Here is a 12,641-nt window from a genome sequence, read left to right on the forward strand (position 1 = left end):
CTCCACACCCGAGCCCCACCCCATGAAGCGGGTGGCATTCGCCAGCTTTGTCGGCACCGCGATCGAGTTCTACGACTTCTACATCTACGGCACCGCCGCGGCGCTGATCTTTCCTCACGTGTTCTTCCCGAACATGGGACCCACGATGGCGACCATCTCCTCACTCGGCACGTTCGCGGTCGCGTTCCTGTCCCGCCCGATCGGTGCCGCGGTGTTCGGCCATTTCGGAGATCGACTGGGCCGCAAGAAGACTCTGATCGCGACGCTGTTGATCATGGGTCTGTCGACCATCTGCGTCGGGTTGGTGCCCAGCGCGGCGACGATCGGCGTCGCCGCGCCGATCATCCTGCTGGTGCTGCGACTGATGCAGGGCTTCGCCGTCGGCGGAGAATGGGCCGGGTCGGCGCTGCTGAGCGCCGAGTACGCGCCGGTCGGAAAGCGCGGCATGTACGGGATGTTCACCCAACTCGGTGCGGGCGCCGGGCTCGCGGTGAGCAACCTGGTGGTCTTCATCGTCAGCCTGACCGTCGGCGAGAAGAGCGCGGTGTTCCTGGACTGGGGCTGGCGGCTGCCGTTCCTGTTCAGCGCAGTATTGCTGATCGTGGCGCTGTACGTGCGGCTGAGCATCGACGAGACGCCGGTCTTCGCCCGCGAGCAGGTGACCGGCGGTGTGCCCAAGGCGCCGCTGAGCGAACTGTTCCGGACTCAGAGCCGACAGGTGGCGCTCGCGGCGGGCTGCATGGTCGGCATCTTCACCATGAGCTTCCTGGGCGGCACCTACCTGATGAGCTACGCCAGCACCCGCATCGGGCACCCGCGCAGCCTCATCCTCGGCGTCGGCGTGCTCGCCGGCGTCGCGCTGATGATCTTCTCGGCGATTTCGGCGGTGCTGTGCGACCGGTACGGCCGCCGGCGCGTCATTCTCGCCGGCTTCGGGCTGGCCCTGCCATGGGCGTTCGTGGTGATGCCGCTGATCGACTCCGGTTCACCGGTGGGCTTCGCGGTGGCGATCGCCGGCATCTTCTGCATCTTCGGCCTGTCCTACGGGCCGATCGGGTCGTTCCTGCCTGAGATCTTCGCCACGCGTTACCGCTACACCGGCGCGGGTCTCTCGTTCAACCTGGCCGGCATCGTCGGCGGGGCAATTCCACCGTTGGTCGCCGGAGTGCTGGTGGCCACGCTGGGTAGCTGGGCTGTCGGGGCGATGATGGCGGCTTTCGTCGTCGTCAGCATCGTCTCGACCGTGCTGCTGCCCGAGACAAAGGGAACCGAACTGGACGCCGTACCGAGTGACTCTGCGAGGTGACCGTGGCGGGCCGGGTGTTTGCGGCCTGCTAAGCTACCCCGCAGTTCGACGTCCTTTAACGATCCGTCCCGAGAGGCGGAGAAGGAGGTCAGGGTCACCTTATGGGCTCTTCAAGTGCCGACCGGGAATTGTTGTCTGCGGCGGACGTCGGCCGCACCATTTCCCGGATCGCCCATCAGATCATCGAAAAGACCGCTCTTGACGATCCCGCCGAACGTGAGCGGGTCGTTCTCCTCGGCATCCCCACGCGGGGCGTGACGCTGGCCACGCGCCTGGCCGCCAAGATCAATGAGTTCGCCGATGTGGCGTTGCCGGTCGGTGCCTTGGACATCACGCTCTACCGCGACGACCTCAACTTCAAGCCGCCGCGGCCATTGGCGGCAACGTCCATCCCGCCCGGCGGCATCGATGACGCCGTGGTGATCCTCGTCGACGACGTCCTGTACTCAGGGCGGTCGGTGCGCTCGGCGCTGGATGCCTTGCGCGACATCGGCCGTCCGCGGGTGGTGCAGCTCGCGGTACTGGTCGACCGCGGCCACCGGGAGCTGCCGATCCGCGCCGATTACGTCGGCAAGAACGTGCCGACGTCCCGCACCGAGAGTGTCCATGTGCTGCTGTCCGAGGATGATGACCGTGATGGGGTGGTGATTTCGAAATGACGACACGTCATCTCCTATCGGCGCAGGACCTCACCCGGGATGACGCGACGGCGATCCTCGATGACGCCGACCGCTTCCGTGAGGCGCTGCTGGGCCGTGAGGTCAAGAAGCTGCCGACATTGCGCGGCCGGACCGTCATCACGATGTTCTACGAGAACTCCACCCGGACCCGGGTGTCGTTCGAGGTCGCGGGCAAGTGGATGAGCGCCGACGTGATCAACGTCAGCTCCTCGGGATCCTCTGTGGCCAAAGGGGAGTCGCTGCGCGACACCGCGCTGACCCTGCGTGCGGCCGGGGCCGATGCCCTGATCATCCGCCACCCGGCCTCGGGTGCCGCTCAGCAGCTCGCCGAATGGACCGCCGAGGAGGGCGGCGGCGGACCCAGCGTGATCAACGCCGGCGACGGTACGCACGAGCATCCGACCCAGGCGCTGCTCGACGCCTTGACCATCCGCCAACGCCTGGGCTCCATCGAGGGCAAGCGTGTGGTGATCGTCGGCGACGTGCTGCACAGCAGGGTGGCCCGGTCGAACGTGTCGCTGCTGGCGACCCTGGGTGCCGAGGTGGTGCTGGTCGCGCCGCCGACGCTGCTGCCGGTCGGGGTGTCCGGGTGGCCGGTCACGGTGTCGCACGACCTCGATGCCGAACTGCCCGCCGCCGACGCGGTGTTGATGCTGCGGGTCCAGGCCGAGCGGATGAACGGTGCGTTCTTCCCGTCCGCACGTGAGTATTCGGTGCGCTACGGGCTGTCGGAGAAGCGTCAGGCCATGCTGCCCGGCAACGCCGTGGTGCTGCACCCGGGACCGATGCTGCGCGGCATGGAGATCGCGTTCCCGGTCGCCGATTCCTCGCAATCGGCTGTTCTGCAACAGGTTTCAAATGGTGTCCACGTGCGGATGGCGGTGCTGTTCCATCTGCTGGTGGGCGCGGATCGGGAGGCGATCAGCGTATGACGAAACACATCGCAGGCTCGAATCCGCCGGTCCTCATCCGCGGGGTCCGTCTCTACGGTGAGGGTGACGCGCTCGACGTGTTGATCGCCGATGGGCAGATCGCCGAGATCGGTTCGGCCCTCAAGGCTCCCGGGGATGCCGAGGTGATCGAAGCTGCCGGCCAGGTGCTGCTGCCGGGCTTCGTCGATCTGCACACCCATCTGCGCGAGCCCGGCCGCGAATACGCCGAGGACATCGAAACAGGTTCCGCCGCAGCGGCTCTGGGTGGCTACACCGCGGTGTTCGCGATGGCCAACACCGATCCGGTCGCCGATTCCGCGGTGGTCACCGACCACGTGTGGAACCGCGGCCAGCAGGTGGGCCTGGTCGATGTGCACCCGGTCGGTGCGGTCACGGTCGGCCTCAAAGGCAAGCAGCTCACCGAGATGGGCCTGATGGCCGATGGTGTCGGCCAGGTGCGGATGTTCTCCGACGACGGTTTGTGCGTCGACGATCCGCTGGTGATGCGGCGGGCGCTGGAGTACGCCACCGGCCTCGGCGTGCTCATCGCCCAGCACGCTGAAGAGCCGCGGCTGACCGTCGGCGCCGTCGCCCATGAGGGGCCGAACGCGGCCCGGCTGGGTTTGGCGGGTTGGCCACGCGCGGCCGAAGAGTCGATCGTGGCCCGGGACGCGATCCTGGCCCGTGACGCCGGCGCCCGGGTGCACATCTGCCATGCGTCCACCGCCGGCACCGTGGAGTTGCTGAAATGGGCCAAGGCACAAGGCATTTCCATCACCGCAGAGGTCACCCCGCATCATCTGCTGCTCGATGACGGCCGGTTGGCCAGCTATGACGGACGCAACCGCGTCAACCCGCCGCTGCGGGAATCCAGTGACGCCGTGGCGTTGCGTCAGGCCCTGGCCGACGGCGTCATCGACTGTGTGGCCACCGACCATGCCCCGCACGCCGAGCACGAGAAGTGCTGCGAGTTCTCGGTAGCCCGCCCGGGCATGCTCGGCCTGCAGACCGCGCTGTCCGTGGTGGCCGAAACCATGGTGCGTCCCGGCCTGCTGACCTGGCGCGGCGTCGCCAAGGTGATGAGCGAGGCGCCTGCTGCGATCGTCGGTCTGCCCGATCAGGGCCGGCCGCTGGAGGTGGGGGAGCCCGCCAACCTCACCGTGATCGATCCCGACGCGACCTGGACGGTGGAAGGCGACGAGCTGGCCAGCCGCTCGGACAACACGCCTTTCGAATCGATGATGCTGCCGGCGACCGTGACCGCCACGCTGCTGCGCGGAAAGATCACCGCCCTGGACGGGAAGTGTCCGCGTTGAACACTCCCACGCTGATCGCGTCGCTGGTGCTGGCCGCCGTGCTGGCCGTGCTGATCGCGTTCCTGATCCGGCAGATGATGCGCGGCTGGTTGCATCGTGCGCAGCGCCAGGCCGAGCTGATCGGCACGCTGCCGACGCTGCCCGACACCGTCGGTGCGGCGACGATCGCGGCCACCAAAGGGATGTACGTCGGCAGCACGCTGGTTCCGCACTGGAACGACAAGGTCGCCGCGGGGGATCTGGGCTTTCGCACCAAGGCGGTGCTGACCCGCTATCCCGAGGGAATCATGATGCAGCGCAGCGGTGCCGGGCCGATCTGGATCCCTGCCGAGTCGGTCACCGCGATCAGGACTGAACGCGGAATCGCAGGCAAGGCACTGACTTACGACGGAATCTTGGCCATCAGGTGGCGGCTGCCCTCGGGCACCGAGATCGATACCGGGTTCCGTGCCGACAATCGCGCAGAGTACGACCGCTGGCTGGAGGAAGAGGCATGACGAGCAACAAGAGCAACGAAAAGGCGGTCCTGGTACTCGAGGACGGGCGCGTCTTCACCGGTACGACGTTCGGGGCGGTCGGGCAGACCCTCGGCGAGGCGGTGTTCTCCACAGGCATGTCGGGCTACCAGGAGACGCTCACCGATCCCAGCTACCACGGCCAGATCGTGGTCGCGACCGCTCCGCAGATCGGCAACACGGGCTGGAACACCGAGGACGGCGAAAGCCGTGACGACAAGATCTGGGTGGCCGGTTACGCCGTGCGCGACCCTTCGCCGCGTGCGTCGAACTGGCGGGCCAGCGGAACTCTCGACGACGAGTTGGTTCGGCAGCGCATCGTGGGCATCGCCGGGATCGACACCCGGGCGGTGGTGCGCCACCTGCGCACGCGCGGGTCGATGAAGGCCGGGGTGTTCTCCGGCGCCGCCTTGGCGGGGACCGACGAGCTGGTGGCCCGCGTTCTCGACCAGCCCTCGATGCTGGGCGCGGATCTGGCCGGTCAGGTCAGCACCGAGAGCTCCTACATCGTGGAACCCGAAGGCGGTCACCGGTTTACGGTCGCCGCGGTTGACCTGGGCATCAAGACCAACACCCCCCGCAACTTCGCCCGGCGCGGGATCCGCAGCCACGTCCTGCCGTCGTCGGTGACCTTCGATCAGATCGCCGACCTCAAACCCGACGGGGTGTTCCTGTCCAACGGCCCCGGTGACCCGGCCACCGCCGACCACATCGTCGCGGTGACCCGCGAGGTACTCAGTGCCGGAATCCCGTTGTTCGGCATCTGCTTCGGCAACCAGATCCTGGGCCGTGCGCTGGGCAGGTCCACCTACAAGATGGTGTTCGGCCACCGCGGCATCAACATCCCGGTGATCGACCACATCACCGGCCGGGTGGCGATCACCGCCCAGAACCACGGCTTCGCGCTCGAAGGCGAAGCGGGCGAGACCTTCGACACCCCCTTCGGCGCAGCCGAGGTCAGCCACACCTGTGCCAACGACGGTGTGGTGGAAGGGATCCGGCTGGCCGACGGCCGGGCGTTCTCAGTCCAGTACCACCCGGAGGCCGCGGCCGGACCACACGACGCGGAGTACCTGTTCGACCAGTTCGTCGACCTGATGGCAGGAGAGAAGTAGATGCCACGTCGCTCTGACCTCAACCACGTGCTGGTGATCGGGTCCGGCCCGATCGTCATCGGCCAAGCCTGCGAGTTCGACTACTCGGGCACCCAGGCCTGCCGGGTGCTGCGCTCCGAGGGCATCCAGGTCAGCCTGGTCAACTCGAACCCGGCGACGATCATGACCGACCCCGAGTACGCCGACAACACCTACGTCGAACCGATCACCTGGGACTTCGTCGAGAAGGTCATCGTCCAGCAGGCCGAGCGCGGCAACAAGATCGACGCCGTGCTGGCCACCCTCGGCGGGCAGACCGCGCTGAACACCGCGGTGGCCCTGCACGAGAACGGTGTGCTCGAGAAGTACGGGGTCGAACTCATCGGCGCCGACTTCGAGGCCATCCAACGCGGCGAGGACCGGCAGAAGTTCAAGGACATCGTCGCCAAGGTGGGTGGTGAATCCGCCCGCAGCCGTGTGTGTTTCACCATGGACGAGGTCCGCGACACCGTCGCCGAGCTTGGACTGCCCGTCGTCGTCCGCCCGTCGTTCACCATGGGTGGGCTGGGATCCGGCATGGCGTACTCGGCCGAGGACGTCGAGCGGATGGCCGGTGACGGCCTGGCCGCCTCGCCTTCGGCGAACGTGCTGATCGAGGAATCCATCTATGGGTGGAAGGAATTCGAGCTCGAGCTGATGCGCGACAGCCGCGACAACGTCGTGGTGGTCTGCTCGATCGAGAACTTCGACCCCATGGGCGTGCACACCGGTGATTCGGTGACCGTCGCGCCGGCGATGACACTGACCGACCGTGAATACCAGAAGATGCGCGACCTGGGTATCGCGATCCTGCGCGAGGTGGGCGTCGACACGGGCGGTTGCAACATCCAGTTCGCGATCGACCCCAGCGATGGCCGCCTGATCGTCATCGAGATGAACCCGCGGGTGTCGCGGTCCTCGGCGCTGGCATCGAAGGCCACGGGCTTCCCGATCGCCAAGATCGCGGCGAAGCTGGCCATCGGCTACACGCTCGACGAGATCATCAACGACATCACCAAGGAAACTCCGGCCTGCTTCGAACCCACGCTGGACTACGTCGTGGTCAAGGCACCGCGGTTCGCATTCGAGAAGTTCCCCGGCGCCGACGCCACGCTGACCACCACGATGAAGTCGGTCGGTGAGGCGATGTCGTTGGGCCGCAACTTCATCGAGGCCCTCGGCAAGGTGATGCGGTCGCTGGAGACCAGCCGGGCCGGGTTCTGGACCGGCCCGGACCCCGATGTCACGGTCGAGCAGTTGCTGACCGGTCTGCGCACCCCGGTGGACGGCCGGCTCTACGACATCGAGCACGCGTTGCGCCTGGGCGCCAGTGTCGAGCAGGTGGCCGAGGCCTCGGGTGTCGACCCGTGGTTCATCGAGCAGATCGCCGGTCTGGTCGCGCAGCGGGTCGAGCTGCTGGAAGCGCCGGTGCTCGACGCGGACCTGCTGCGGCGGGCCAAGCACAGCGGGCTCTCGGATCGCCAGATCGCCGCGCTGCGGCCGGAGCTGGCCGGCGAGTCGGGCGTGCGCGCGCTGCGCCGCCGCCTCGGTATCCACCCGGTGTACAAGACCGTCGACACCTGCGCTGCCGAGTTCGACGCCAAGACGCCGTACCACTACAGCAGCTACGAGCTCGACCCCGCCGCGGAGACCGAGGTCGCCCCGCAGACCGAGAAGCCCAAGGTGCTGATCCTGGGTTCCGGCCCGAACCGGATCGGCCAGGGCATCGAATTCGACTACAGCTGCGTGCATGCCGCGACCACGTTGAGTTCGGTCGGGTTCGAGACCGTGATGGTCAACTGCAACCCCGAGACGGTCTCCACCGACTACGACACCGCCGACAGGCTGTACTTCGAGCCCCTCACATTCGAGGACGTGCTGGAGGTCTACTACGCCGAGGACGCCTCGGGTAAGGGTGAGGACGGGACCGGTCCCGGTGTCGTCGGTGTGATCGTGCAGCTCGGCGGACAGACCCCGCTCGGCCTGGCCAAGCGCCTGGAGGACGCCGGAGTCCCGATCGTGGGCACCGGACCCGAAGCGATCGACCTGGCCGAGGACCGCGGCCTGTTCGGTGAGGTTCTGGTCAACGCGGGCCTGCCGGCCCCGCGGTTCGGCACCGCCACGAGCTTCGAGCAGGCCCGGCGGATCGCGTCCGAGATCGGTTACCCGGTACTGGTGCGTCCCTCCTACGTCCTGGGTGGGCGCGGCATGGAGATCGTCTACGACGAGGCGACCCTGGAGGGCTACATCGCCCGTGCCACCCAGCTGTCCCCGGAACACCCGGTGCTGGTCGACCGGTTCCTGGAGGACGCGATCGAGATCGACGTCGACGCGCTGTGCGACGGCAACGAGGTGTACATCGGCGGCATCATGGAGCACATTGAGGAGGCCGGTATCCACTCCGGTGACTCGGCTTGCGCATTGCCCCCGGTCACCTTGGGCCGCAGCGACATCGAAGCGGTGCGCCGCGCCACCGAGGCCATCGCCCATGGAATCGGCGTGGTCGGACTGCTCAACGTCCAGTACGCGCTCAAGGACGACGTGCTCTACGTGCTGGAGGCCAACCCCCGCGCCAGCCGTACCGTGCCGTTCGTGTCCAAGGCCACCGCGGTGCCGCTGGCCAAAGCCTGTGCCCGGGTGATGCTGGGTGCCACCATCGCCGAGTTGCGTGCGGAAGGGCTGCTGAACAAGACCGGCGATGGGGCCAACATTGCCCGCAACGCTCCGGTGGCGGTCAAGGAAGCCGTGCTGCCGTTCCACCGGTTCCGCCGTGCCGACGGGGCTCAGGTCGATTCGTTGCTGGGACCGGAGATGAAGTCGACCGGCGAGGTGATGGGCATCGACCACGACTTCGGCACCGCCTTCGCCAAGAGCCAGACGGCGGCCTACGGGTCGCTGCCGGCCGAGGGCACCGTCTTCGTCTCGGTGGCGAACCGCGACAAGCGTTCGCTGGTGTTCCCGGTGAAGCGCCTGGCCGATCTCGGATTCCGGGTGCTGGCCACCGAGGGCACCGCAGAGATGCTGCGCCGCAACGGTATTCCCTGCGATGAGGTGCGCAAGCACTCTGAGCCACCCAGTGGAAGCCGCGATCTGCCGTCCGCGGTCGACGTCATCAAGGCCGGCGAGGTCGACATGGTCATCAACACGCCGTACGGAAATTCCGGGCCGCGCGTCGACGGGTACGAGATCCGTTCGGCCGCAGTGTCGATGAACATTCCTTGCGTGACGACGGTGCAGGGCGCCTCGGCCGCGGTGCAGGGTATCGAGGCGGGTATCCGCGGCGATATCGGCGTGATGTCACTGCAGGAACTGCACAGCGAGCTGGAATCGCGCTGACCATGGAGGCTTTCGGGCAACGGCTCGCCGATGCGGTGTCCGAGCGGGGGCCGTTGTGTCCCGGCATCGACCCGCACCCCGGGCTGCTGCAGGCGTGGGGGCTGTCCGCCGACGCCGACGGTCTGGCCGCGTTCAGCGACATCTGCGTGACGGCATTCGCCGGCTTCGCGATGGTCAAGCCGCAGGTGGCGTTCTTCGAGGCCTACGGCTCGGCGGGTTTCGCGGTGCTGGAGCGCACGATGGCTGCCCTGCGCGAGGCCGGGGTGCTGGTGCTGGCCGATGCCAAGCGTGGGGACATCGGCTCGACCATGGCTGCCTATGCCGCGGCCTGGGCGGGTGACTCGCCGCTGGCGGCCGACGCGGTGACCGCATCGCCGTATCTGGGCTTCGGTTCATTGCAGCCGCTGCTGGACACCGCCGCGGCCCATGGCCGGGGCGTGTTCGTGTTGGCCGCCACCTCCAATCCGGAGGGGGCGAGCGTGCAGCGCGCCATGGCCGGGTCACGCACCGTGGCGCAGTCCGTCGTCGACGATGTGGCCGCGGTGAACCAGGCTGCCGGCCGGCCCATCGGCTCGGTGGGTGTGGTGGTCGGGGCGACGGTGACCGAACTGCCCGATCTCAGCGCGCTCGGTGGACCGGTGCTGGTGCCCGGCGTCGGAGCCCAGGGCGGGCGCGCCGATGCGCTGGGCGGATTCGGCGGGGCCCGGCTGGTGCTGCCCACGGTGTCGCGCGAGGTGCTGCGGGCGGGCCCGGCGGTGGCCGATCTGCGTGCGGCGGCCGAGCGCCTGCGCGACGAAGTTGCCTATCTCGCCTGACGGCGGCCGCCGACCCTCACCACCCGTACGACGACGGCCACGGCACCGATGCCGGCAGCCACCAGCAGGGCCAGGCCGGTGAGGTCGCCCCGATCCCGTTCGCGGTAGATCACGGCCCGGTAGTCGTCGTCCGCCGCGGCAGCGGCGAAGCCGTAGTCGCCGTCGATCGACGCGGGGGAGTCGATCGTGTCGGTCCACCGGGTCAGGTAGTCACCCGCTTCGAGATACGGATCGAGCTCGCGCATCCGGCTCGATATGCGTCCGGCGAACTGCAACTCGGGGTTGCGTCCGGAGACCGGGAGGGCGGTCGGATCCATCCGGTGGTCGGCCAGCACGTACAGGTCGACGGCGAGCGGAAGTTTCGCCGCGCGAGACAGGCGCATCGGGTAGATCACGGTGCCGGAGGCGAACGACAACCGTAATGGCTGCAGATCGCCGGTGAGGGACTGGCCGGCGGCGTCGGGAAACAGCTGAATGGCGACGATCTCCCAACCTCCGGCGACGTAGGGCGTGAGGTTGTCGGCCAGGCTGGGCGGCTGCGGAAAACCCTTCTCGGACAACCACGAGGCCAGAGCATGGGGATCGTCAGAGGCCAGCCGGGTGACGTTGAACGGCCCGAGTCGCTGCTGGCTGCGCACCGTCACCCCGTCGGGAGCGGCAGCGCTGACAAGGCCGCCGGCGCGCTGGGAGAACAACGTCGACAGCCAACCGAACCTCGGCCACCAGGAGTCGTGGTACTCGATACGTGGTGCCGACAGTGCGGACAATGCGCTGAAGACCGCCGGTTCGCCGAGCGTGACTTCGGCTTCCGACGGCACCGGCATGATCCAGGCCGCCTTCGATGAGCTGCCCCGCACGTTGAACGACATCAGGATGTCCTCGGTGACACCGTCCCACGCGACCAGGGCGCGCTCGTCGGCGACGCTGGCGCCCTCACGGTCGGGGATGTATGCGCCGCATCCACAAGCCCAGGCCGGGGCCGCGACGTTCGCTGTCAGCCCGATCAACAACAGGATGAGGACCGCACTGACAGACCGGATCACGGTCATATCGTATGGGGTCGCAAGGCATCAACAGAACGGAAAAAGCGGACCGCGTGGGTGGCGGTCCGCCTTTTCGTCAGCACTGCACGGTTTGCCGCACTGGGCGGCCCGGTCCCTCCGACGAGAATTGCTCGGATACAACCGGTTTGGTCAGCGCGCTGCCAGATACGGTGCGGCGCACCGGGTCACAGTGGAATCCAGATCCCGAACAACCAGAAGCCCCAGTTGTTGAACTGCGGGTTGAAGAACGGTGACACCCAGTGGCCGTTGTAGTTGAACGGCTGGTGATCGAAGCGGCCCTGGTCGATCCCGCGCCAGGCCATGTCCGGCGGAGGTGGGGGCGGGTTGTCCCATGGGCCCGGCCCGCCGGGTCCACCGGGCCAGCCGGGTCCGCCCGGCCCGCCAGGCCCACCGGGTCCGCCTGGACCTCCCGGTCGGTCGTGGCCGCCCGCTCCGCCCGGCCAGCCGGGTCCACCGGGGCCTCCCGGTCCACCCGGGCCGCCGGGTCCGCCGCCTGGGTGATCAGGTCCGCCTGGTCCATCTGGGCCGCCGGGACGATCGGGTCCTCCCGGTCCACCCGGTCCACCGGGACCGCCTGATCCACCCGGCCCGCCCGGCCCCTGGCAATTGCCGAAACTGCACGGCGGTCCGGGTTGGGCCGCTGCCACGCCGGCTCCCGCCGCCAAGGTGGCGGTTCCGAGCGCTACGACGAGGGCAGAAGCGCAGGTCAGACGCTTGATGTTCATATCCAGCTTCCCTTCGGGGGTCATGGATTCCCGACCCTGTGAAGGCTATTTAGCCAAGCTGTGTAATTGCTTTGTGGCAATTAGGCGCGGGCTAGGCGTTGTGAAATGCACCCACCCGACGTGCGCGTCACCGGCTCCGACACGCCCGACACGCCGTGACCAGCGAAAATTTTCTCGAATACCCGGCGGTAACCGGGTCCGGTGGTGTCGGAACCGGTACCGGGCGCCTGAGTAGTTAGCTGTCGATCGCTCGAAAACCATTGACTTGCAGGAATATCCGGCCCGATGTGGTGGCCGGGGCGATGCCAGACGGCGTTTTCGGACGGAAACGGGGTGTCGCGTGCGCGCACTACACGCTGGGCTTTTAGCGCCGTAACCAGGGGGTGGCGTTCGCTTTCGTCAGCCAGCGTGGGTAGGTTCGTCGTCGCTGGCTGGTTTGCACTCCAGCCGTAAAAAACAAGAGATGGCCGAAGAAGAATCGCCAGGAGACGGAGGAACCCGTGGCCCTTCCCCAGTTGACCGACGAACAGCGCGCGGCAGCGTTGGAGAAGGCTGCCGCCGCACGTCGAGCGCGAGCCGAGCTCAAAGATCGACTCAAGCGCGGCGGCACCAACCTCAAGCAGGTGCTCACCGACGCCGAGACCGATGAGGTCTTGGGCAAGATGAAGGTTTCCGCGCTGCTGGAGGCCCTGCCCAAGGTCGGCAAGGTCAAGGCGCAGGAGATCATGACCGAGCTGGAGATCGCCCCGACCCGCCGTCTGCGCGGCCTCGGTGATCGTCAGCGCAAGGCCCTCCTGGAGAAGTTCGACCAGTAGAGGC

At 67.7% G+C, this 12,641-nt stretch carries 11 protein-coding genes; 9 read left to right on the forward strand and 2 right to left on the reverse strand.

From position 1 onward, the window contains the following. Positions 1-22 precede the first annotated feature (22 nt). The 8 genes from ACWEFV_RS03730 to pyrF all read left to right on the forward strand — a co-directional run bounded on the left by ACWEFV_RS03730 (position 23) and on the right by pyrF (position 10,033). Positions 23-1,306, forward strand: coding sequence for an MFS transporter (locus ACWEFV_RS03730; RefSeq protein ID WP_450069265.1), 1,284 nt, complete (start codon positions 23-25; stop codon positions 1,304-1,306). Between the two features lie 101 nt (positions 1,307-1,407). Continuing rightward, positions 1,408-1,965, forward strand: coding sequence for a bifunctional pyr operon transcriptional regulator/uracil phosphoribosyltransferase PyrR (gene pyrR, locus ACWEFV_RS03735; protein WP_029107510.1), 558 nt, complete (start codon positions 1,408-1,410; stop codon positions 1,963-1,965). After that, positions 1,962-2,918, forward strand: a complete 957-nt coding sequence (locus tag ACWEFV_RS03740) for an aspartate carbamoyltransferase catalytic subunit (protein WP_135454140.1) — start codon at positions 1,962-1,964, stop codon at positions 2,916-2,918. Before pyrR ends, ACWEFV_RS03740 begins: the two co-directional genes overlap by 4 nt. Continuing rightward, on the forward strand, positions 2,915-4,234 hold the full coding sequence (locus ACWEFV_RS03745; protein ID WP_450069099.1) for a dihydroorotase: 1,320 nt from the start codon (positions 2,915-2,917) through the stop codon (positions 4,232-4,234). The genes ACWEFV_RS03740 and ACWEFV_RS03745 overlap by 4 nt, the downstream gene beginning before the upstream one ends. Next, positions 4,231-4,731 (forward strand): PH-like domain-containing protein, encoded by a 501-nt coding sequence (locus ACWEFV_RS03750; protein WP_135454144.1) that lies wholly within the window; start codon positions 4,231-4,233, stop codon positions 4,729-4,731. Before ACWEFV_RS03745 ends, ACWEFV_RS03750 begins: the two co-directional genes overlap by 4 nt. After that, the gene (gene carA / locus ACWEFV_RS03755; protein ID WP_450069100.1) at positions 4,728-5,864 is read left to right on the forward strand and encodes a glutamine-hydrolyzing carbamoyl-phosphate synthase small subunit; all 1,137 of its coding nucleotides are present in this window, start codon (positions 4,728-4,730) and stop codon (positions 5,862-5,864) included. The genes ACWEFV_RS03750 and carA overlap by 4 nt, the downstream gene beginning before the upstream one ends. Next, positions 5,865-9,218 (forward strand): carbamoyl-phosphate synthase large subunit, encoded by a 3,354-nt coding sequence (carB, locus tag ACWEFV_RS03760; RefSeq protein WP_135454148.1) that lies wholly within the window; start codon positions 5,865-5,867, stop codon positions 9,216-9,218. 2 nt (positions 9,219-9,220) lie between these two features. Continuing rightward, the gene (pyrF, locus tag ACWEFV_RS03765; RefSeq protein WP_450069101.1) at positions 9,221-10,033 is read left to right on the forward strand and encodes an orotidine-5'-phosphate decarboxylase; all 813 of its coding nucleotides are present in this window, start codon (positions 9,221-9,223) and stop codon (positions 10,031-10,033) included. On the opposite strand, the gene ACWEFV_RS03770 is transcribed toward pyrF, so the two are convergent. Both ACWEFV_RS03770 and ACWEFV_RS03775 read right to left on the reverse strand, forming a co-directional pair. Then, positions 10,021-11,082, reverse strand: a complete 1,062-nt coding sequence (locus ACWEFV_RS03770; protein ID WP_450069102.1) for a DUF2330 domain-containing protein — start codon at positions 11,080-11,082, stop codon at positions 10,021-10,023. The genes pyrF and ACWEFV_RS03770 overlap by 13 nt on opposite strands. 179 nt (positions 11,083-11,261) lie before the next feature. Next, a complete protein-coding gene (locus ACWEFV_RS03775; RefSeq protein WP_450069266.1) occupies positions 11,262-11,822 on the reverse strand; it encodes a hypothetical protein in 561 nt (186 codons plus the stop codon). 500 nt (positions 11,823-12,322) lie between these two features. Between ACWEFV_RS03775 and mihF the strand changes: the two genes are divergently transcribed. Then, a complete protein-coding gene (mihF, locus tag ACWEFV_RS03780) occupies positions 12,323-12,637 on the forward strand; it encodes an integration host factor, actinobacterial type (protein WP_003880790.1) in 315 nt (104 codons plus the stop codon). Positions 12,638-12,641: the final 4 nt, after the last annotated feature.

The organism is Mycobacterium sp. NPDC004974, assembly GCF_053600815.1.